Below are 23295 nucleotides of genomic sequence, written 5' to 3' on the forward strand. Positions count from 1 at the left end.
TAGAAAATCGCAAGATTTTCTTCAATAAAATTCTTTAATCTAGAACCTGAATCTCGGAGTCCTTTGAATAATTCTGTCAATTTGCTTCGATACCTGAGGTATATTATAAGTAAGCATAAATTCATGAGAAGATGGACTTTTAGCTTGAACACCTCCTACTACCAAATCAAATGCATACCCTAATCTAAGAGAGTTATCTTTTAATAAGCTGTATCCTAACAAAACTGATGCCGATTCCTCTAACCTATAAGCCATACCAAGGCTTATCCTTTTATTATATGTGCCTATAACGCTAAAGTCATACGAAAAAGTATTTAAAGACACCGATTTCACCAACATACTAGGTTCAACACTAAACTGTGCAAAAGTGTTTATTTTATACCCAACTAGTAAATAATTGTGGTTTTCAAGTTGATTGGCCAAACTACCACTTCCAAAATCAAAAGCTGGTTCATTAAGACTTCGGCTGCTTAAACCCATGTAGAAATTACCCCTATCATACAGTAAACCTAACGATGCAGTAGGCATTAACTGATTTTCATCACCCGTAGAAGGTATGTTTGGATCTGGGTTTACAGGCGAAAATTCTCCAAATCTAATGGTGCTGGAAAAAAACCCACCTGAAGCACCTACCCTCAAATTGCCCCTACCTAAGCGAAGGTGGTAAGCCAATGAAAGATCTACTTCCTGGTTATTAAAAGGTCCAATCTGATCATTCACCGCTACTAAGCCAAAGCCAAGTGGCAATCCTTTCATCTTTCCAGAGAAGGAAATAAGTTGGGTTGTAGGTGCACCACCCATTCCTGAGCTAGTACTATAATTTAACCATTGACTTCTGTGTAGTGCTGTAATAGAATAGCCATCCTCTTTACCTGCAAAAGCAGCATTGTAAAAAATGCCGTTGTGCATATATTGAGTAAATTGTGCATCCTGCTGAGCAATGACTTTCGGAGATACCAGAAAATAAGCCATGCCAAACAACACAAAGGTCAACAGGTAAATTCTTTTATTCATGCGTACAAGATATTTTGCAATTTGAAATCTATTCTACACATTTAAACTGAAATTACCAGTAAAAAGATTAAAAGAAATCAGATTTTATTTGCTTTTTTTATATACAACTCCAATGCACCAGTCATACTAGGGGCATTTGGTAGCGGAGCTTCAATGTCCATGATAAGATCCATTTCCTTTACAGCTTGAGCTGTAGTAGGGCCAAATGCAGCGATTCTGGTTTTCCCTTGTTCAAAATCTGGAAAATTTTGAAACAAAGATTTTATTCCGGAAGGGCTGTAAAAAGCTAAAATATCATATTTAATGTCCTTAAGGTCTGATAAATCTGCCGCTACAGTGTGGTAGATAATCGCCTCTGTAAAATCAATATTGTTTTTACTTAAGAATTGAGGAATATCGTCTTTCCTTATATCAGAACAAGGGAAAATATATTTCTCAGACTTATGCTTCTTAAAGAAATCAAATAAATCAGCTGCCGTACGAGTACCTACGAATAATTTCCTTTTTCGGATTACTATGTACTTCTGGAGATAATGAGCCGTCTGCTCGGAAATACAAAAGTATTTCATATCGGCGGGCATCTCAATTTTTAACTCCTGACATATTCCGAAAAAATGATCAATCGCATTTCTACTAGTGAATATGACTGCTGTATGTTTGAGTATCTCTATTTTCTGCTTCCTAAAATCTTTTACAGATACTGGCTCAACCTGTATGAAAGGTCTAAAGTCAATTTTGATCTTATATTTTTCAGTCAAATGAAAATAGGGGGACCGCTCATCGGTAGGTTTAGGTTGTGACACCAATATGCTCCTAACTCGATTTAGTCTGTTTTTTGTTGCTTGCGTCATTTTTATTTTTTTTCCTTATCCTAGGAGTAATTTACAAATAACCAAAAAGGGGATCAATTCAGAGGTGCAAAGGTAAGAAAATAAATGATAATTATTAAATCCGTTTTTTTTATACAACCATATTGCTAACCCTATTAAACCCAAAGAATATATTATGAAAAAAGTATAATACATATAGGAGAAATGCTCATTCAAGGAAACCCAATTGTTTGCATAAACCACTATAAGCATACAAATGATAATGAAAAGAGCAAATCCCCTAACTTTTAATAAATAGAAGAAATGAGGAAAAGCTATCTTTTTTAAGTTGAATAAAAATGCTCCTGTGCCCAACCATAAAAACTTTAAAAATGTGATAATTGTCAGCATTAATGAAAAAATCAGCCAGCCATAAGTTAATTTTACAACCTCACCATCCCGTCCCATACCTAAAAAATCAAAACCCAATCCGTGAATGACCAAAATCACAAGTAATCCTGTACACATGTTGATAAGTACAAGGTAAAACAACAGCTCAGCAGAATAAATTTTAGAAAAACTACCAGACTCCCAAATGTCCTCAATAGAAAAAACACTCTTAGGGTTCCAGAAAATACTGAATATTGCAGGAAAAAAGGCCCTAAAAATGGCTATCAAAAACAATATTGCAATCAGCGCAATAAAGAAAAAATTCCTTACCTCATCTTTATTCCTTTTAACCAAAACATTCTCTATGGAGCCAATTTCATCCAAGGTTTTAAAATATCCCTTTTTTATTGAAAATTCTTCAAGAGAGATACCCCGTTTTAAAGCTGTAACTTCTAATTTGCCCTCGTTGTTTTTAAATGGAGCGATGGCATTGTTGCCAATCACCAATATGGTATCATTTGGATAATACTCCCATAAGGCTTCGTTAAAAAACAAGCCCGTGCCCTTAGGCAAACGAATCCGCCAAGAAGCATCAGGAAATTGATCCACATCCACCGTTACAGCAACCGACTCTTTCTGGCTGAGCCAGCTATCTGAAATATTTTCATGTAGGGCGGAATCATAATTTACCAATACTTGGGCCAGCGACTTTGTAGGAAGGCTGGACAACATCAATAAAAGCAATCCCTGAAACAACATTATTCGACCAATCCACCTCATTAAAAACGTCCTGTAAAACCAAAATGAATTCTAGAATAATTAAAACCTAAAGGCTGACTACCGGCCTGGCCCAATGCGTACACGAATTTAAATATCCCACCGCTAGTTTCCAAGTTTAATCCGCCTCCAAAAGAAAAAGGCCATTCTCCAGTAACATTACCTACCTTACTCTCTACCCTTCCCAAATCAGTAAATAATAAAAAATAAGAATAAGTACCAAAATAAAACCTTGGCTCTACATTCAAATAAATGTACCTGCTGGTGTAAAAATAATTCTCATTAAATCCTCGGATGGATTGTAGGCCACCAAGTCTGAATAAATCATTCAGCAAAAGATTGGCGTTGTCCATGTCACCAGCGCTCACCGAAAGTTTTAAACCCAAGTTTTGCTGCCACCTGTGATAGTAGGCCATTTTAGCCTTCATATAATATTGCAGGGATGTCCTTTTTAACCCTACATACAGTGCTGCAGGGAGCCCGGTATTCTCAATTATTCGCTTATTCCCCAAACCAAAGGTGGCCATGGATTGCCATCCTCGCTTGGGTAAAATAATATCATCCACACGGTTTACTGTAAAAGTGGCGCCATAACTATTGTACCTGAAATCTGCAATTTCAGGCAAGGAGGCTGCTTGTTCATAATTGCTTGTCGCCAGAAGATCTCCTGCCTGTCTTTTCCCAAAAAAACTTAAGTAGGTAGATGCACTTAATTGATAACCGACGTTAAATTCAAAAGCCCTGTTAAGAAAAGTAGTGTCTTCTTTAAGTAAATTAAAAGAAACACTTACATCTAAATCCGTCCCAAGTACAAAAGGTTCTTTCGCTTCAATATTTAAATTTTGAGAATATTGACTTAAACGCTGCCAAATTAGTACATAATCTCTACCTCGCCCAGCCACATTGTACAACTGCAAATCAAACTGGCCAGTCACCAACCACTTGTTTGCCTCGATTTCATTCGGTAATAGACCTATGATTCCATCAAGGCTATTGACTTTCCTGTCATTTACAGGCAAGTAGATGGTGGCTTCCTCATTCTGAAATGACAATTCAGGGTTACTCACTACACTGATGTAAGGAACATTTTTTATAGCCCTAGTTGCCTCCATGACCTTCTTTTGGGAGAATGGTTCTCCAGGTCTGATTCCTAACTTTCGGGCAAGATAAATCGGCTGGGTTCTGGAATTGCCAGTAACCTGTAAGGTATCAAAGGTAATGAATGGCCCTTTATCCATAGTAATACTGGCTGAAACGCCATCTTTTTCTTGCCGGACACTATCAAGCCTAACAGAGATAAATGGATAGCCATTGTTTTGCCCAATATCAAGGATCTTCTCCATTAACCTTCTCAACTCCTTGTACCGAAAGGGCTTATTTTTAACAGAAAGCAGAGGGTTATTCAATCTGTATAGGACCCATGGTTCTAAGTTGCCTTTACTTAGGTCAAGCCACTTGGTTTGCACACCTGTTTCAATGGTAAGGGTTGATTGTTGCTCACTCAAAAAGGCCAACTTTAGCTCAGGGCTAAAGTAACCTTCGAGCTGTAATGAATCTTCAACTGCTTTCGAATATTTAATCACACCAAGACTATCTGGAAATGCCTGCATCATTTCTTTCACATTCTCCCCCTCACTAAATAGTTCAACTTTCAGTGTATATGAAGTATCCTGTGCCGCCCCTGTAAGGGCTGCAAATAGCAAAAAAGCAAAAAAAATATAAGGGAACGTTTTTACCAAACACCCCTCACCTTCATTTGAAGAGTATATACAGCTTCTGAAGCGGTGATGAACAATGTTTTCCTATCTCCTGCCCCAAAGCATACATTTGCAGTCCATTTTTCATCAACAGGAATATGGCCAATCTTATCTCCCCTGTTGTTAAATATAGTTACCCCATCACCTGTTAAGTACAAGTTGCCTCTATTGTCTATGGTCATTCCGTCAGATCCCATTTCAACAAAAACCTGCCTATTGGTTAGGTAACCATCTTCCTCAATGTCATACACATAGGTTTTCTTGGCTCCAATATCAGCAACATAGAGCTTCGTACCATCTGGAGAGCCAACAATTCCATTTGGCTTTACCAGGTTTTCATCTACTCTAAAAAACTGAAATCCATCACTCCCTAAATAATACAAGTGATTCCCATCTTGCTGCATGGCTGGATCTCTTTCCCAATATTTCCTTTCATACAAAGGGTCGGTCAAATAAATGCCACCCCTTGGGTTAACCCACAAATCATTGGGACCATTGAGTTTATTGCCTTTGAAGCTTTCAATCAATACTTTTGATTTGCCTTCTTTGTCAAATGACCAAAGTTGGTTGTCCATATCGGCACATGCGAGTAAATCACCCTCTCGGGTAAAATACAACCCATTGGCCCTTCCTGAAGCATCCGTAAATTCAATAATCTCACCAGTCCCAAATTTCCACTGGTAAATTTTATTATTTGGTTGATCAGTAAAAAAAATATTCCCTTCTCTGTCCACAGCAGGTCCTTCGGTAAAGCCATATCCATCACCGACTTTGACTAATTCTGCATTTTTAGAAACCAGACTTTTTTTAACGTCCATCTGGGCAAATGCTGGGCTGAACAAAATAAGAAACGACAAGGAAAGCAACTGAAATATTCGATTCGTATTCATCAATAGAATTGGTTAGGGTTCTTTTTTTCTGAGAGTTACAAAATTAAGGCAATTATCACCAAAAACTAAAACCTAAACCCAATTATCTTTAACTTTGCAAAAAGAGTAATCCGAATCATCCCAGAACAACCAGAATGAGCAATAACTCGAAAAAGCCAGTATAAATTGATTACGAATTTGCTTCGCTTTCAAGAAAATCAGAAAGGTCATCGTCATATTCTTTATCAATATATTAATCCGGCGCAGCTATTGGGTCATTTACACAATCTCTAAAACCATTTTATGTCGGGTATTTACATACATGTTCCATATTGCCTTCAAGCCTGCCGCTATTGTGATTTTCATTTTAGCACCAACAGATTGAACCTTAATGAAATGGTGGAAATGATTTGTCTGGAATTGGTAAATAGAAAAGATTATTTAGCAAAGGGAGACCCCATTGAGACCATTTATTTCGGGGGGGGCACGCCCTCCATCTTACCCGTCAACCAGCTCCAGAAAATCTGGCAGACGATTCAAGACAATTTTGATTGCCAACTTAAGGAAGTAACACTTGAGGCCAATCCTGATGACCTGGGCGACAAGAAATTATCCGAACTTTTAAATATGGGAATAGACCGGCTAAGTATAGGCATCCAGAGTTTTCATGATTCCGTATTGCAGTTTTATAACCGGTCGCACAATGCCGAAGAATCTCTCAATGTCATAAATAAAGCCAGAAGTGCAGGCTTTAAGACCTTGTCCATGGACCTTATATATGGATTCCCTCATGATGACCATGGTTTGTGGATAAAGGACTTGGAAGCTACTCTGAAACAAAACCCTGAACATATTAGCAGTTACTGCCTTACAGTGGAACCTAAAACGGTGTTAGGTGCATGGGAAAAGAAGGGCAAATTTAAAGAGTCGTCTGAGGAATTTCAGGCAGAGCAATTTGAAATTCTGCAGCAATACCTCAAAGAGGCTGGCTACATACAGTATGAAATATCCAATTTTGCAAAAGAGGGTGCTTTCTCCATGCACAATAGCAATTATTGGAAAGGCATCCCCTACCTTGGGGTTGGCCCAGGCGCTCATTCTTATGATGGACTGCATCGGGGACATAACCTGAGTAATAATGGCAAATACATAAAACTACTCAACTCAGGAAAACAGGCTTTCCAGGAGGATTACCTATCGGAAGAAGACAGAATCAATGAATATATCCTTACTTCTCTGCGTACAATATGGGGAGTAGACACGGGGTGGTTAAAGAAAAAATACGGCTATGACCTGTTGCTTCAACAAGTAGAAAGGATAAAATCCTTGGAAGATCAAGCGGTGATTCAAATCGAGAATGGATTTATAAAATTAAGTGACAAAGGGAAACTTCTAGCAGATTACATTGCATCAAAATTATTTATTTAAGCGATTAGCCGTATCTTTATTTCATGAAAAAATATTCATTTGAGCCATCCAGAAACAAGCACACTTCTCCGCTAAAGGAAGTGTTTGAGGAGCTATTGGAAGCTTACCGACTCAAGGATAAATTTTCAGAAAAAACCGTCATTCAGGAATGGGGCCAACTGATGGGTAATACTGTTGCCTCTCGCACCCAAAGTCTCTCAGTGAAACAAAAAATCCTTTATGTAAAAATCACCTCTGGTCCTTTGAAGAAGGAGATCATGATGAATAAATCGAAGGTGCTTACGCTCATTGCTGATAAATACGGTAAAGGGGTTATCAACGACATTGTAATTTTATAAATAGAGGCTATCTAAATCCTTAACACATAGCTTACCTCAAGGCCTGTGGCCTTTTTTTAGCTATAAAAAAAAGCTGATTTAAAGAGTACTTTTCCCTTTTAAACCAGCTTTTCACTATTTGACGTGGCACTTTTTTATCTGACAAATACGCCGTCAACCTTCCTTAAAATCCCCAATGGGTTTTTTTCCATAAGTTCCGCTGGCAATAATTCTTCTGGCATGTCTTGAAAAGCTACCGGCCTCACAAAACGATAGATTGCAAAACTCCCAACTGAAGTACTTCTACTGTCAGTGGTAGATGGGAAAGGACCTCCATGTTGCATGGCATGTCCTACTTCCACTCCAGTGGGTACACCACTGAAAAGCAATCGACCACATTTCTCTTCTACCAAATTTAGAAAATCCTTATTGGCTGATAATTCAGCAGGTTCTCCCCATACCGTACAGGTAAGTTGGCCTTTTAATTTAACGGCCACTTTTTCAAGCTCTTCTATAGATTCATATACAACCATTATAGCGAAAGGTCCAAATACTTCTTCTTGAAATGCTTCATCACTAAGCCAATCACTGGCTTTTATTTTGGCCAAGGAAGGATTTCCTGCAAGCATTTCGGAAGCTTCTGTAGTCAAAAGCCAGTCAAGCTTGTCTGATGCGGCAAGCTTTTTCAATGCTTGGTGGTAGGTATTGCAAATTCCTTCATGAAGCATTGGCGCCCCAGAGACTTCTTTAAGCTGACTAACAACTTGGTTTCCAAAGGCTTTTTCATGTGCTTTTGGCACAAAGACTAACCCAGGATTGGTACAAAATTGCCCAACTCCTAGTACCAAAGACCCTGCATAAGCATTGGCAGCAGCGACTAAGTTCTCATTCAAATAAGCTTCCATTGCAAAGATTGGATTGACGCTACCCATCTCAGCATAAACTGGTATAGGTGTTTCTCTTTTATTACATGCATCAAACAATGCTTTACCTCCTTTAAAGGATCCAGTGAAAGCCACTGCTTTGGCTAAAGGATGAGCGGCCAATTCCTGTCCCGTATCTATTCCTCCTTCTATGTGATGAAAAGTACCCTCGGGCATACCGCACACGGTAACTGCCGCTTTTATTGCATTGGCAACCATTCTTGAGGTTTCAGGATGTGCAGGGTGGGCTTTGTACAATACAGGGCATCCTGAAGCCAAAGCGGAAACCGTATCCCCACCAGCCGTAGAGAATGCCAATGGAAAATTGCTGGCACCAAATACCACTACAGGGCCTAATGGCCTTAACATATTGCGGATATCCGGTTTTGGAGCGGGTTTTCTATCCGAATCTGCATGGTCTATTGTAGCATCCACCCAGCTTCCCTCTTCTACTAAATTAGCGAAAAGCATAATTTGCCCCAGCGTCCTGCCTAATTCTCCGGTTATACGGCCTACAGGTAAATGTGATTCTCTGGCTGCTACAGGAATTAAGTCTTCGCGTAGAAGTTCGATTTGGCTGGCTATTTCTTTCAAAAATGCCACTCTCTTCTGACTTCCTTGTTGCTTTAATATTAAAAAGGCTTTCTGTGCTTCTTGAAAACTATTTGCTATTTGACTCATATTGATTTTTATCTTTTACTCTTTTTAACCCAGAACATGCGAAAGACAATCCATTTTATATCACTTTCCCAAAGGAAATTGAATCCCAATTGGCTATGCAAATGATATCCTGGCATTGCCTAATTTTATTATAAGTGAAGTTAATAGTTATTCATGGCACATACAACTTATTCAAGTCGAACCCTTCTTCTCCTTTATATTAAAGGTCCTTTAGCCTATTGAGCTATTAAGCTGAACATATAAATAATCGCCATAATCACTTATAACAAGTTGCTATAAAACTAGTTCCGCATTTATGTTGCTTCTGAAAATGCGATTACTTTATTCCAAACCCTGAAAATGTTTTGGTAACAAATTTTCTCAATATCTTCTTTACTGTAACCCCTTTTAAGCAATTCTGCAATAAGATTAGGGTACATCGACACATCTTTAAGGCCAGTTGGTAGGGTATCACCTACGCCATCAAAATCCGAGCCCAAACCGATATGATCTATTCCCGCCAGATCACGAACATGATCTATATGATCCGCTACCTTTTCCACAGATGGAAAGGGATTATTTTCTTCAACATATTTTTCAATATACGCTTTTGCTTCCCGGTCACTTCTTTTAAAATCATTTTCCGCTAACCAATTCACAATGTGCTCATTGACATTTTTGTTTTTCTCATCAAAAGACTGATCTATAAAATTACCACCAAAATTTATCATAATTACGCCACCCTTGTCCCCCAACTTTTTAATCATTTCGTCGTCCATATTCCGCTCAAAACCAGGTGTAAAATGACGTGCCGATGAATGAGAGGCGATCACAGGCACTTTACTTATCTCCATAACATCGTAAAAGGTGGCATCAGAAACATGGGAGATGTCTACCATTATTCCCAGACGATTCATTTCCTTAATTACCAAAACGCCAAACTCACTTAAGCCACCATGTATATAGGTTGTGTCATAAGAGGAATCACCTATAAGATTATCTTTGCCATGGGTAAGCGTGATGTACCTAATTCCCTGATCATAAAAATACCCCAAATTCTCAATGTCTCCTTCAATTGGCGCTCCATTTTCCATACCTAACGGAAGGGAGATTTTCCCATTTTCAAAATTATTTTGGATATCCTGCGGACTGTAAGCCATCGCAAATTTTTCTGGCCAGGTTGTCGCAATACTTTTGGTCATCTGTATAAGTGAGTCCGCAAGCATCTTGGCGCCGCCTGTTTCCTGATACCTGGAGGGAATGTAGATGGACATGAAAGGAGCGTCTAAACCTCCTTCTTTGGACCTTGGGTAATCATAATCTCCTCCTTCGGTGCGTTCTGCCACATTTAAAATTTCTTGTTGATGGGTAGATTCATCCACCCACATTCGGTAAGGCAAGTCTACATGTCCATCAACAATAATCGTGCTTTGGGCAATTTGTTGGGCTAATTCAAACATTTCCGCTTCGGATAAGTTTTGATAATCCTGGTTATTGGTAGTTGAAGATGAACAAGAGAGCAATATTACAGCGATTAGGGAGCATACAAGGGTTTTTAAACTTTTCATTTATTATATTTTAAAGAGTTATTGCCAGCATTACGGATCAAGTATCACTAAAGATAAGGATCTATGACATTATAACTAAGCACAAAAACATTCATTTTTTAATGAACATTAAGTTTTCACCAAAAAATTATCGAAATTTGATGTTCAACCAAAAACCACAGCAATGAAAACTTCTAACAAATTTGTATTCAATAGTTTTATATTAAGTGTATTTGTACTTTGGAGTTGCGGGTCAAACAATTCAGATACTTCAACAGAAGAGAATACCCTTGAGGAAGAGACTGACCAGGTAGTTACTGCATCATTAGAAATGGTATGGGAAACTCCAGCAGAGTTGACAACTAATGAGTCTGCGCATTATGAAGAAAGTGACGACATGATTTATGTAGCCAATATAGAGGGTGGTCCCTCCGAAAAAGACGGCGTTGGCTCGATTTCAAAGTTAAACTCCAAAGGAGAGATAGTTGAAAGAAATTGGGTCAGTGGATTGAATGCACCTAAAGGCATGACTGTGATGGGTGATTTCCTTTACGTCACTGATGTAGACAGGTTATTAGAGATAGAATTGGCTACCGGCAAGATCAACAAAGCCTATACCGTAGAGGATGCCGTGTTTTTGAATGATGCGGATACTGACGGTGAAAAGGTCTATTTCACAGACATGAAAGCCAATAAGATCTTATACTTGGAAAATGAAGAGATTAAAACCTTTGCAGAAAACCAGCCTAATATCAATGGTTTACGTATAGGAAACGGAAACACCCTATATGGTCTTGATGCGGATGGTTTCAAGAAGTACAATAGTGATGGTAGTTTTGAGATCATCAACGATACGGTTACTGGAGGGGATGGCTTAATTGTAATTAATGAGGATACCTTTATCGCCAGTAAGTGGGGAGGGGAAATTTTCCTTATTCAAAATGGTGAAGCAGTAAAACTACTGGACACCACTGCTGAGGAATCAAATACGGCAGACATCGGTTATATTCCTGCGGAGAAATTGGTGATAGTCCCGACCTTCTTTAAGGATAAAGTTGTTGCCTATAAGCTCTCCTACTAAGGGTAGCGCAATAGTTTTTGTGAAATTGAATGAATTTTACGGTGCATTCGTTGTATAATAAATGCATTCGTTATATTATTAAATAATACGTCAAATTTAAACCCATGAAATGGTTCTAATTTGACAGTATTGTTAGTTAAATTGTAGCTTGGTGTTAATATTTTGGATAATACCAACTAATTGGCATCATAATGTGAAAGCCTAATTTATGAAGAAGTCAGAAAATATTAATTACGAACTTGAAAAGAACGCCGAAGTTATCAGTCAGCTGAGTGACTTTGTGACAGAAACCGTAGGGACAACCCTTATGGATCCAGATGATTGTTGGCAACCAACTGATTTTCTTCCTGACATGACACAACCTGATGCATTGGATCAGGTGAAAGAATTACGGGAGAGAGCTAGTGTAATCCCTGATACCATCATTACTTCACTGATAGGTAACATGATCACAGAAGAAGCATTGCCTAGCTATCAAACCTATTTCAATATGCTCGAAGGGGTAAATGAAGATGGATCCCTTATCAGTGATCAAGGTTGGGTACAATGGACCAAGGCATGGACAGCGGAGGAGAATCGTCATGGGGACCTGCTAAACAAGTATTTGTACTTGTCAGGAAGGGCCGATATGAGAGAAGTAGAGCAAACCATTCACAGGTTAATTTACAATGGTTTTGATCCAAGGTCTGAAAAAGACCCTTACCAGGCAATTGTCTATACCTCCTTTCAAGAAAGAGCAACCAAAATCTCTCATATGAATACTGGAAAACTAGCCGACAAGGCTGGGGATCAGGTACTAGGAAAGATCTGTAAGCAAATAGCTGGAGATGAAGCAAGACATGAAAAAGCTTATAAAAGTTTTATGTCAGAAATCATTAAAATTGACCCCAGTGGGGCAGTTCTTGCATTTGAGAAAATGATGCGCAAACAAATCGTAATGCCTGCTGTATTAATGGCCAAGGGAAACAAAAACCCAAGTATATTCGACCAGTTTTCAGCAATTACCCAAAAAGTAGGTATCTATACTGGCTGGGATTATGCCCGTATAATTGATCACCTGGTAAAACTATGGGAAATAGAAACTGTTACAGGTTTGAATGAAGCGGCTACGAAAGCACAAGAATATCTTTCTGGATTGTCTTCCAGGTACATGAGATTGGCAGATCGAATGAAAACACCTGATGAAATTAGTTTGGCATGGATAAAAAAATAAAAGGGCTAAAAAAATATATAAAAATGCCCTTTTAAAATATTAAGTAAAATAAAAGCTTAAAAAGTTGCTTAATCACCCATGACAAATGTACTAAATAAGCCTTCTTCAAAAAATACCCCTATTGGGGTATTTTTTTTGCATTTATGCATCATGAAGCAATATTGATTTTCGCCTAATCAGTTGTGAATCAACCCATAGATGGAATTAAATTCACCGATTAGGCTTACTTTTTAGGGAGTAACAGTATCTCATTTTTCCTGATAACCAAAGCAACCATCCCTAGCAATCACTCCTATAACCAGTACATGTTCTCCTACCACATCACCATTAAAAAAGCTAATTGAAGCGAAAGCTTCCTCTTTGACATTATGGTCTTAATCCCAAAAAATAAGCGATCTCAAATCAGGGTTTTGGTTCCGGGTCACCGGTGGTTTCGAACTTTGGATAATAAGACTCCTTTCTGAAATGAAATAGATTGGGTAATATATATGGTATTCCTGAGATAATCTATTGAGCCCATCACTCTAATCCTTGAGGATTAAAATCAACTAAAGCATAAAAGTAATAGACAATTACCTCCTTGACAGCAGTCAAACCGATTGATTTACTTTTTCTTCCCTGCTAAAGCTACCTTCAATTGAAAATAGGTATACTTATCACCGAAATGATCTTTTAAATTTTTGAGCCCATAACTTGCAAGTTTATTGGAATAATCTAAAATGATTTGGGTATTTTCCTTATCTAATATGGTATTCTTATCAATTTTATTCTCCTCAATAAGTTGCACCATATGCCCTTCGATAGTGGTATTGGCAAGACTTCTGGCCTGAGCGATTTGAAAAACAGACTTACCTTCTTGATAAAGTTCAAAAGTCTGAAGGACTGAAGCAGAAGGAGCAGTTTTGATTTTCCTAACGATGAGAGTTCCTGAACTTTTTGTGGGGACAATATTATTTTCTTTCACATGGCTTTTTATCTCCTTTAAAAAGTCCTCCCCATATCGTTCTAACTTAAGTTGACCAATTCCACCAATTCGAATTAATTCATTGTCACTTTGGGGATAACGCTGGCTCATTTCCACAAGAGTAGCATCAGAAAAAACAATATATGGGGGAACATTCTGCTTATCTGCAAGCCTTTTACGAATCGCCCTAAGCTTGTCGAAAAGGGCTTCATCCTTTTCTGTAGTTGTTTCCGCCCGCTTGAACACCTCTTCTTCCATGGCCAAAAGAAATTTCTCTTTGCGTTTCAATTTCTCCCAGCCCGATTCACTCAATTTCAATATTGGCATTTTTGGATCCTCCTGAGTGAGGTATCCTTCGGATATAAGCTGAAAGCCTAGCCTTTTCCAAAAGTCATCAGTTCTATCTTTACCTATTCCATATACTGACAATTGTTTTTGGCTTTCGGTTACTTTCGCTGCCTGGGACCCTCTTAAAACTAAAATAACATGGCCTAAGCCAAATTGCTGTCCCAACCGAACTACTGCTGAAAGGAGCATTTGGGAAAAAACAGTCATGTCTGACTTATTGTTTTTATGAAAGCAAACATCACAATTCCCACAGTCCTGAGAATACTGCTCTCCAAAATAATTGAGCAAGTATCGCCTTCTACATGATTTCGTTTGACAAAATTGAACCATCGTATTCATCTTGGCTTTCATGTGCTTTACATAATCTTCATTATCAGCACTTTCTATCATCCTTTTTAAGGTGATACTGTCCCCCAGACTATAAAATAACAATGCCTCTCCAGGCAATCCATCTCTTCCTGCTCTTCCAGTTTCCTGATAGTAACTCTCAATGTTTTGAGGCATATTGGTATGCACTACAAACCGAACATTGGACTTGTCTATCCCCATTCCAAAAGCAATGGTGGCTACTATAATTTTCACTTCATCTTTTATAAACTTCTCCTGATTTTCCTGTCTGGTTTCTTTGCTTAGGCCTGCATGATAAGGCAAAGCCGAAAATCCATTTGCATTTAATTTAGAAGCGGTAGCCTCTACCGACTTTCTGGATAGGCAATAAACGATTCCTGAATCCTTGGATCTCAAATGCAGGAAATCAACCAACTTAACAAATGCATCAGACCTTAAGGCAACCCTATAAGTAATATTAGGTCGATCAAAAGAAGAGATAAACCATTCTGGTTTTTTTAAACCTAGTCTGGCAGCTATGTCCTTTCGCGTTTGGTTGTCAGCCGTAGCTGTTAATGCCAGAAAGGGTGTATCTGAAAAAGATTTTCTTAATGCACCTAACTTCAAATATTCTGGTCTAAAGTCATGGCCCCATTGAGATACACAATGCGCTTCGTCTACAGCCACTAAGGATAAATTCATTTCTTTAAGCGCATTTACCAAGGGATGATTTCCTGAAAAAAGTCGTTCTGGAGCTACATATAACAATTTTAATTTCCCATTCATGGCCTGATCGGAGACATGTCTTTGCTCAGAGATATCCATGGTTGAATTCAAAAAAGCTGCAGGAATACCAATTTCATTCATCGCATCCACCTGGTCTTTCATCAATGCGATTAAAGGAGAAATAACCAGTGTAAGACCAGGCAAAACCATCGCAGGTACCTGATAACAAACTGATTTACCTGCCCCTGTAGGCATCAAAGCAATGCAATCTTTCTTTTTAAGTACTTGACTTATAATCGATTCCTGCTGTCCTCTAAAAGAATCGTAGCCATAAAACTTCTTTAATACTTCTATTGGTTGCATTCCTGGTAATTAATGGGGATAGTAAAGAGAAGCCTAAATTTAATACAATTAGATGTCCTTTTCAACTTCCAAACAAAGCATTGCCTCTAGCAAGTAAGCCAAATTACCTTAATTGCAATCTAGCAAGCGCTACCTAGCTAAAATAAACGTTAAGGATTAGCCGCTTAGCCAAGTCATTACCCACATCAACTAATTATAACAGTACGAGCAATAAATTCAAGCCTAAGAAATTCAATAGTAATACAATTTAAAAAATAGAAAAGAAGCCTTCCGACATGGAAAGCTTCTAACATTTAAAATAAATAAATGCAATCATCCAAAAAATGGGTGATAAACTAAATTTTCATTATTTTGATTCTATGTGCCTTTCCTTGGTAGATAATTTCTAAAACGCCTACTCCCCTACTGGCGTTTTTCACTACTGACTGCAACCATTGGTCAAGCGCAATTCCCACTTCACCTTCATAATCAACTACTGATGAAGCTTGTAATAACCTAACATAAACAGCACCAGATGCATTTCCTGATGATAATTTGATATTTAAAGATGAACCATCTGTAGGGTTTGGATAGGCTGTCCATTGAACAGCATCCGGAGTAAAAGTTGTATTTGAAGCCTTGATGGAAACTACATCACTTACCATTTGGTTTCCATCGAAATCTACTTGCCTGATTCTATAATAAATCATCCCTGTCAATTCTATCAACTGCTTGTCTTCAAAAGAATATTTACTAACCGTATTGGTCCATCCGGAGGCATTGATTTCGGCGATTTTTTCAAAGTTGGCTATGCCTCCAATAGAACGCTCTACTTCAAAATGACTGTTACCATCTTCAGAGGCTGTTTCCCAAACCAACTGAGAAACCCTATCATTGGTGATCTTCACATCAAAAGATTTCCAAACCACTGGTAAGGCAAAACATCCACGGCCATAAAAAGAACCTCCGCTCAAATTTATGTAGGAGGAATCTTCTTTAGTTGAGTTAGTGTAATCGCAGACATAAACAGCTCCGTCATTCTTTCCTATTACCTTGGCACCACCACTGGCATTGAGTGTGCCTCCTACCATAATTTCACTATTATCACTCAAGGTTATTTTCCCATTGGTCATGGTAATATTACCGTGAACTGTTCCTTTGGCACTGTCATTCAAGTTTATTTTCGCCCCTCCACTAGTGGTATAATTGGATTCAAAAGAAAACATAGCGTTATCATTCATCGTCATTGACCCACCACGTCCCATGTCCACATCCCCAATAAAACGAACATTTGCTTGATCATTCAAATTGATTGATCCACTGTTTCCAGTGGAAGAAGTTCCTTCTACCAAGATGGTACTGCTATTGAACATATTCAGAGAGCCATTTCCAATAACCATATCACTAGCAACAGAAACTGAACCTGCCTCAGTGGCTGATCCTATATTGATTGTTCCTCCTGAAGAGTAATTCAATTCAGCCGTATGAAAGTCCCCGTAAACATTTAAAGTGCTTTTGCTTGCCATGTTGGTCTCTTCATTAACTACCAACATGCCACCTTCTTCTACCGTAATAACAGGACTATTGTCTCCTATTTCGAAATTTTGAATGGTCAATTTTGCATTGTCAGGAATTACAATTGTTACTTTTCTATCAATATCGAATTTCCCATTTACTACCAACTCTGCACCCTCAGCCAAAGTAATAGTAGGAACTGAACCGCCACCATTGATCGTAATATCGTCTTCGAAGATTAATTTTCCATTGGGGCCAATTACAAGACTTGTAAAAACGCCACTACCAAATTCAGATACATTTCCTTTAAAAGTAACCTCATGATTGATAGTCACCGTGATCGGGCAACCCCAGCTTTTAGATGCAGGTGGCTGGCCATAACTAGTATTGCTCCATTGTGAACAGCTAGTAGTACTTTCCCAGGTATTGTCCTTTTTCCATTCTCCGTTTTCTACACTCGTGAAATCTTGAGAGAAGACAGGTTCAGTAACAAACCCGAAGGCCGTCATTAATATTAAGACTAAAAAAATATTAAGAAACCGAGAAGAATTAAAAATGGCTTTCATAGCTGTTTGTTTTAATTAACAGTATAAAAGTACTCGCTAAGCCTGTGCTATAGGGGCTTTTTCGATTAACGCAGTATTTTAGGGGTTAAATAGGAGAAAAGCGCAGGTGAATTTTTCAGGAAAAGCTAAAATTTGTATTCAAAAATACTTTTACATGGTTTGAAAAGCAAAAAACCCGTATAAAACGGGTTTTTCAACAATTGTTAATATTGCTTATTTGCTTTTGTAAAAAATGGCGGTTAACCAGATTCTAACTGTTCATGCTAATCAAGAACTCAGCGTTGTCTTTTGTACCTTTCATTCGTTGAAGAAGGAACTCCATGGCTTCTTGAGAAGTCATGTCGGACATGATTTTTCGTAGTATCCATACTCGTTGCATTTCCTCTTTGTCCATCAAAAGATCTTCTCTTCTTGTACCTGAACCTGGAACGTCTATGGCTGGATAAATTCTCCTGTTAGAAAGCTTCCTATCAAGAGAGAGTTCCATATTACCAGTACCTTTAAATTCCTCAAATATAACCTCATCCATTTTAGAACCTGTTTCTACAAGAGCTGTAGCAATGATAGTTAATGAACCACCATTCTCAACATTCCTTGCAGCTCCAAAGAAGCGCTTTGGTTTATGGAGTGCGTTGGCATCTACACCACCGGACAAGATTTTTCCTGAAGAAGGCACTACTGTATTATGTGCTCTGGCCAGTCGGGTAATGGAGTCAAGTAAAATGACTACATCATGACCACATTCTACCATTCTCTTGGCTTTCTCTAATACAAGTGCGGCTACTTTAACATGTCTTTCAGCTTGTTCATCAAAAGTAGAAGAGATCACCTCTGCTTTAACTGAACGTGCCATGTCTGTCACCTCTTCTGGTCTTTCATCGATCAAGAGGATCATCAAGTGAACTTCAGGGTGATTTTCAGCAATTGCATTTGCAATTCTTTGTAAAAGCACCGTTTTACCAGTCTTAGGCTGGGCCACGATCATCCCTCTCTGCCCTTTTCCAATTGGCGCAAAAAGATCAACTATACGTGTGGACAAGTTATCCTTCGTAGTAGTAAGTCTCAGGCGCTCCTCTGGGAACAAAGGCGTGAGGTATTCAAAAGGTATTCTATCTCTTATTTCGTCTGTAGTCTTTCCATTAACAGTACCTACTTTTAATAAAGCGAAGTATTTCTCGCCTTCTTTGGGAGGTCTGATTTGCCCCTGTATACTGTCACCTGTTTTAAGGCCAAAAAGTTTTATCTGCGAGGGTGATACATAAATATCATCAGGAGAAGCTAGGTAATTATAATCTAATGAGCGTAAAAAGCCATATCCGTCAGACATGATTTCAAGAACACCTGAGTTTTCAATAATTCCATCAAAATCTTTGATCGTTACTGAAGGTTTTCTTTTAGGCGAATAAGGTTTCTCTTGAGCGGGTTGCTCTTCGTTCACCTCTTTTACTGGTTTCCTCTTCTGAAACTCCGGCTCATTGCTGGGAGGAGTTACAACCTCCTGATTTGTCTTAGATTCTTCTACATCTACTACAGCTCTTCTCCGTGGTCTAAAACTTCTTCCTTTACCATCCTCTTCTTTGGAGGGGGCGTTAGGCTTTTTATTGCTAGATTTCTCTCTGGTTGTTTTATCAACACCCTCCCCTTTTTTCACATCTGCTTTGGCAGATCTCTCATCTGATTTAGAGTGCCTTTCATCCTGTTTAGTGGATTTTTCTTCAGATTTTCCGGGCCTTTCTTTAGGCTTTATTGCCTTTGAAGGTCGATTGTCTTTTACCGATTCTTCATTATTTTCATTCTGAATCTTGGTGACATTTTGCCTTTTAAATTTGGGCTTTTCTTCACTTACCGCTTCATTTTCTTTTGCAACGGTATCTGGTTCTTTTATATCTTGATCCGCCTCCACTTCCACTTCGACTTTTGAAGGTTTCTTTCTCGGTAGAGATTTCTCTGGTGTGATAGCTTGTTGGTCTAAAATGGCATAAACCAAATCTTCTTTCTTCAAAGATTTAAAATTTTTTACCCCCAACTCCTCGGCTATCTCTTTTAATTCAGACAGTAGCCTGATTCTTAATTCTTCTATGTTATACATAAAAAACGCGTGAATGTAATTCTAGACTGTGTAAATGATAAAATGGTATGTATCTTGATAAGTATAAAAAGGTATACAGACAATTCTGAAACTGCCAGGGTGGCAATCTTCTGCTTTTCGATGCTACAATATTACATCAATCACCAGTAATACGCAAATTTTTATGAAATAGTTATTAAAATAGTGAAAACCAAGCACCTCTGTATTAAGAAACGATTTGCTGGTTTATGGTTTTACTAATCCTTATTTTTATTGCTCCAATCATTTGCATTGCTATGCCCACAAACAATCTCCATCCTGTTCAGTATTTAGCTTATACTCTGGTTTCCATTGCGCTATTACTGTGGTTGATGAATATTGGGGCATTTATATTGGTTCCTTTGGTTTGGGGCGTCTTCTTTGCCTTTGCATTGTACCCTATTAGTAAATGGCTGGAATCCAAACGCTTTCCCAGGTCATTTGCAATTGCTATCAGTATTCTATTTGTCACAATTATTGGCGCAGCAATTATTTACATTCTTACCAATCAAATGATTTCATTGCTTAGCGATATCCCTGAAATGAATACCTTATTACACGAAAAAATAAATAGGTATAGGTCAGAATTAGAATCTACTTTCGGTATAAATAATTATTTCAATAAAGAAGAATGGCAATCTATCCAATGGCTTGACAGTGGGACATTAAATCAAACAATTTTCAATACTGGCAAATCGATTACCCTAATCGGAATCATTCCCTTGTATATATTTCTCCTATTGTACTATAGAGATTTTTTTGTGGCTTTCTTATTAAAAGTATCTTCCGAAAGAAATGAAGCCATTTTAAAGTGGGTGGCTGATGCCGGAAGGGTTATCCATGCTTACTTGATCGGCATGGTTAAAGTCACCTTATTTATTGCCCTACTCTCTGGCTTGTATTTTTATTTCTTCGGCATTAAATATTATTTGCTCTTCGCTTTATTTATAGGCATCCTAAACTTAATCCCTTATATAGGGGTGGCCATAAGTTCCCTCCTTGTGATCTTTTACGTTTTCCTTACTTCTGACACCCTTTTGGCACCTGTACTCACTTTGGCCGTTCTTTGGGGAATTCAGCTTATAGAAAATAATTTGATTACGCCTTTGGTTGTTGGCGCCAAAGTTAAAGTAAACGTGTTGGCTGTTGTATTGGCTGTATTGGTTGGTGGAGCGGTATGGGGAATTTCTGGAATGGTGCTATTCATTCCCTTCGTTGGAATTTTAAAAATCACCTTTGACAGCATCCCTAAACTTCAACCCTATGGCTATTTGCTAGGTGATGATTTTCCTAAACCAAAAAATGGTCAGTCTTTTATTAGACACCTCAAAAACAAGTGGTTAAAAAAATAACTGCAGACAAAAGGAATTTATTACCACATAGAAAATCTTAACCTCGGTCTTTGTATCCAAGCCTTGGATTTAGCAATAGGAATTAAAACCTACCCGACTCCATTAGTCGGTCAAGCCTCCGCTTATTTTCCTGTTGCAGTAATGAGGGATAAAGATTCATGAATGTATTTGCCAACATAATAATAAAAGAAAAAAGGTACTGACCATATACAATCTTTACCAAGGCAAAACCTCCTACAAACAAAAATGCCCCCAAATGGCTTATTTCTGAAAATGTCATTTCCTTTCTTAATTTCACCAACTCGATATACTCAACTTTTGCCTTAAGCCTCATATTGGGATTAAAAAATTTAAAAGGGGTATTCTTTACAATCCACTTGAAATAAGGAAGCCCCAAATTTTTATTTAACGCTTTATTCTCAATAAAATTAAGCTTGGAAAGTTTTTGGTAATGGTTCGATTTCATCAAAACAGCATTGATCACCATTCCAACTATCCATGATATAAAGGTTATTGATACACTGAATATGAAATATTTGGTGAGCATTAAATTAGTATTTTCAACTTATGAGAATTCCTTTTCCAAAAGGGAAATTAATAATTTCATATTGAAAACAAATAAGCATCTGTTAATCAATGGTTCAATACCTTTTTTCAGATGTGAAAATTCAGCCCAGCTCAAAGGTTGATATCCCATATACAGCCTGCATGTCCGGTTTTTGACTTTTACCGCAGTACATTCTGGCGCATTCAAAGACATATTGGGCTTTGTACTTTTCAACCAACCTTTCATCTCTAAAGGCAATTTCAAAGCCACCTTTTTCATAAAAGGGCTGCATGGCCACCACCCCATCCATTCCGATAAGCGATCCATCATGGAGTCTTTTTATAAGCAGATCTCTTCTTAAATACCAAAGTTTTTTACCTATTCCTTTTTCTCGGAAATCAGGACGAACAATGAACAAACCCATAATTCCATATTCCTGATTATAGGAAATAATTGCTCCTCCAGCAATTAATTTATCCTCATAGAAGAAACCATAATATCCATCGGGGTCCGTTTCCCAAAATACCTCAAAATCATATTTACCGGGATTCCAGCCTTCTGTGGCCGCCCAATCCACCAAAGTGTTTAGCCCTTCCTTGTCGAGTTTTTTTAGCTTAAAATCTTCCGCTTTCAATACTTTTAAAAAATTAATTGGGTTACTTCTACTTGGTATTTATGTCCTTTGGTTTTAAACCGTCTTTAAAAAAAAGAAACAAACTTTTTACTCTCGGCCTTACCATACCAGGCAAGTTGAAGACCATTGAAGCAAAAAACCTTCTGCGTCTCAAATAGCTTTTCGGGGAGCGTTGATGCCTGCGATGAAGAGATAAAATCGGATCCATTTTTTAAAGTTTTAAAGGGTCAAAGGATAAATGAGCACTTATTATTACCTAACCTATTCATAAAGAACATGGTATCCAAATTAATTGACAGCTATTTATTACCCTGCATGCAAATAAATACATCGATTAAAGTCATGGGAGCAAGCTTGACAAAAACTTATTCAAAAGACTTGCAATCTTTGATTTTCTACGTAAAAAAGAAAACATCATCATTACCGGACCTTCAGGAGTGGGCAAAAGCTATCTCACCAAGCATCCCTGATCAGATGCAAAACAATTTACAGTACCACTTCAAACCTACTCTCAAAACTCAAACGCTTTATAGTAGACGGCACCTCTCTAAAGGAACTTCAAAACACAGATGTACTTATTCTCGATGGCTTTGGGGTACAAGCTTTTGATACAACGGCAAGGGAAATAATATTGGATATCATTGATGACAGATTTACCTAGAAATCAACCCTAGTATTTTCTCAATTACCTGTATCAACATGATATTATTGGGGAAGGAACCATTGCTGATGCAATCCTAGACAGACTTGTGAACTCCTCCCACAGAATAGATCTAAAAGGAAAATCTTTAAGAAAGGAATCTTGAAAAATGAATAAAAATTTACCTATTTTAAATGATCTTTCGTAGTGGCACGGTTTGACCGAAATCATTGGCTTGGTCAGACCGAAATAGCCAAAGGCTAAGAAAACAAATGAAAAAAATCATTCCCGATAGTAACCCAAGTTCCCAACGCCATGAACTGGTCCCTAAGCCTGTGGTCCCTGAATGGAGTAGAAGGATCGAAGGGAATATAGCATTTAGACTAGAATGTTCCAGCAGTCAGAATACTGTATTATTACCTCGTTTATTTTGTATTGACAA

At 38.0% G+C, this 23295-nt stretch carries 19 protein-coding genes and 1 pseudogene; 8 read left to right on the forward strand and 12 right to left on the reverse strand.

Annotated elements, in window-relative coordinates; translation table 11 throughout:
• Positions 1-39: 39 nt before the first annotated feature.
• The 5 genes from AAC073_RS06905 to AAC073_RS06925 form a co-directional block, all read right to left on the reverse strand.
• On the reverse strand, positions 40-1014 hold the full coding sequence (locus AAC073_RS06905; RefSeq protein WP_339923112.1) for a type IX secretion system membrane protein PorP/SprF: 975 nt from the start codon (positions 1012-1014) through the stop codon (positions 40-42).
• Between the two features lie 77 nt (positions 1015-1091).
• Entirely contained in the window at positions 1092-1865 is a 774-nt protein-coding gene (locus AAC073_RS06910; protein ID WP_339923113.1) for a uroporphyrinogen-III synthase, read from the reverse strand.
• Between the two features lie 15 nt (positions 1866-1880).
• Entirely contained in the window at positions 1881-2993 is a 1113-nt protein-coding gene (locus AAC073_RS06915) for a DUF4271 domain-containing protein (protein ID WP_339923114.1), read from the reverse strand.
• Positions 2993-4693 (reverse strand): POTRA domain-containing protein, encoded by a 1701-nt coding sequence (locus AAC073_RS06920; protein WP_339923115.1) that lies wholly within the window; start codon positions 4691-4693, stop codon positions 2993-2995. Before AAC073_RS06920 ends, AAC073_RS06915 begins: the two co-directional genes overlap by 1 nt.
• 29 nt (positions 4694-4722) lie before the next feature.
• Positions 4723-5637: an SMP-30/gluconolactonase/LRE family protein gene (locus AAC073_RS06925; protein WP_339923116.1), complete on the reverse strand. Its 915-nt coding sequence runs from the start codon at positions 5635-5637 to the stop codon at positions 4723-4725.
• Between the two features lie 282 nt (positions 5638-5919).
• Here AAC073_RS06925 and hemW point away from each other — a divergent pair, with 282 nt between their 5' ends.
• Together hemW and AAC073_RS06935 are read left to right on the forward strand one after the other, a co-directional pair.
• The gene (gene hemW / locus AAC073_RS06930) at positions 5920-7044 is read left to right on the forward strand and encodes a radical SAM family heme chaperone HemW (protein ID WP_339923117.1); all 1125 of its coding nucleotides are present in this window, start codon (positions 5920-5922) and stop codon (positions 7042-7044) included.
• A gap of 23 nt (positions 7045-7067) precedes the next feature.
• The gene (locus AAC073_RS06935) at positions 7068-7382 is read left to right on the forward strand and encodes a DUF721 domain-containing protein (RefSeq protein ID WP_339923118.1); all 315 of its coding nucleotides are present in this window, start codon (positions 7068-7070) and stop codon (positions 7380-7382) included.
• Between the two features lie 134 nt (positions 7383-7516).
• Here AAC073_RS06935 and AAC073_RS06940 read toward each other — a convergent pair whose 3' ends face one another.
• Together AAC073_RS06940 and AAC073_RS06945 are read right to left on the reverse strand one after the other, a co-directional pair.
• On the reverse strand, positions 7517-8965 hold the full coding sequence (locus AAC073_RS06940) for an aldehyde dehydrogenase (NADP(+)) (protein ID WP_339923119.1): 1449 nt from the start codon (positions 8963-8965) through the stop codon (positions 7517-7519).
• Positions 8966-9258: 293 nt separating this feature from the next.
• Positions 9259-10512, reverse strand: a complete 1254-nt coding sequence (locus AAC073_RS06945; RefSeq protein ID WP_339923120.1) for a dipeptidase — start codon at positions 10510-10512, stop codon at positions 9259-9261.
• Between the two features lie 163 nt (positions 10513-10675).
• Here AAC073_RS06945 and AAC073_RS06950 point away from each other — a divergent pair, with 163 nt between their 5' ends.
• A complete protein-coding gene (locus tag AAC073_RS06950) occupies positions 10676-11572 on the forward strand; it encodes an ATP-binding protein (protein WP_339923121.1) in 897 nt (298 codons plus the stop codon).
• 208 nt (positions 11573-11780) lie between these two features.
• The gene (locus AAC073_RS06955) at positions 11781-12785 is read left to right on the forward strand and encodes an acyl-ACP desaturase (protein WP_339923122.1); all 1005 of its coding nucleotides are present in this window, start codon (positions 11781-11783) and stop codon (positions 12783-12785) included.
• A 604-nt stretch (positions 12786-13389) separates the two neighbouring features.
• On the opposite strand, the gene recQ is transcribed toward AAC073_RS06955, so the two are convergent.
• The 3 genes from recQ to rho all read right to left on the reverse strand — a co-directional run bounded on the left by recQ (position 13390) and on the right by rho (position 19662).
• Positions 13390-15513 (reverse strand): DNA helicase RecQ, encoded by a 2124-nt coding sequence (recQ, locus tag AAC073_RS06960; RefSeq protein ID WP_339923123.1) that lies wholly within the window; start codon positions 15511-15513, stop codon positions 13390-13392.
• A 335-nt stretch (positions 15514-15848) separates the two neighbouring features.
• On the reverse strand, positions 15849-17573 hold the full coding sequence (locus tag AAC073_RS06965) for a hypothetical protein (protein ID WP_339923124.1): 1725 nt from the start codon (positions 17571-17573) through the stop codon (positions 15849-15851).
• Between the two features lie 250 nt (positions 17574-17823).
• The gene (gene rho / locus AAC073_RS06970) at positions 17824-19662 is read right to left on the reverse strand and encodes a transcription termination factor Rho (protein ID WP_339923125.1); all 1839 of its coding nucleotides are present in this window, start codon (positions 19660-19662) and stop codon (positions 17824-17826) included.
• 275 nt (positions 19663-19937) lie between these two features.
• Here rho and AAC073_RS06975 point away from each other — a divergent pair, with 275 nt between their 5' ends.
• Positions 19938-21032 (forward strand): AI-2E family transporter, encoded by a 1095-nt coding sequence (locus AAC073_RS06975; RefSeq protein WP_339923126.1) that lies wholly within the window; start codon positions 19938-19940, stop codon positions 21030-21032.
• Positions 21033-21114: 82 nt separating this feature from the next.
• Here the strand turns inward: AAC073_RS06975 and AAC073_RS06980 are convergent, their stop codons facing one another.
• Together AAC073_RS06980 and AAC073_RS06985 are read right to left on the reverse strand one after the other, a co-directional pair.
• On the reverse strand, positions 21115-21498 hold the full coding sequence (locus AAC073_RS06980) for a hypothetical protein (protein ID WP_339923127.1): 384 nt from the start codon (positions 21496-21498) through the stop codon (positions 21115-21117).
• A gap of 202 nt (positions 21499-21700) precedes the next feature.
• A complete protein-coding gene (locus tag AAC073_RS06985; RefSeq protein ID WP_339923128.1) occupies positions 21701-22213 on the reverse strand; it encodes a GNAT family N-acetyltransferase in 513 nt (170 codons plus the stop codon).
• A gap of 359 nt (positions 22214-22572) precedes the next feature.
• Here AAC073_RS06985 and AAC073_RS06990 point away from each other — a divergent pair.
• From AAC073_RS06990 to AAC073_RS07000, 3 genes and pseudogenes are all read left to right on the forward strand, one after another.
• Positions 22573-22683: pseudogene (locus AAC073_RS06990) on the forward strand (ATP-binding protein); the annotation flags it as partial.
• A gap of 59 nt (positions 22684-22742) precedes the next feature.
• Positions 22743-22874, forward strand: a complete 132-nt coding sequence (locus tag AAC073_RS06995) for a hypothetical protein (protein ID WP_339923187.1) — start codon at positions 22743-22745, stop codon at positions 22872-22874.
• Positions 22875-22920: 46 nt separating this feature from the next.
• Positions 22921-23019 (forward strand): ATP-binding protein, encoded by a 99-nt coding sequence (locus AAC073_RS07000; protein ID WP_339923188.1) that lies wholly within the window; start codon positions 22921-22923, stop codon positions 23017-23019.
• The last annotated feature ends 276 nt before the right edge of the window (positions 23020-23295 follow it).

Source organism: uncultured Cyclobacterium sp., from assembly GCF_963977555.1.
Classification (GTDB): Bacteria; Bacteroidota; Bacteroidia; order Cytophagales; family Cyclobacteriaceae; genus Cyclobacterium.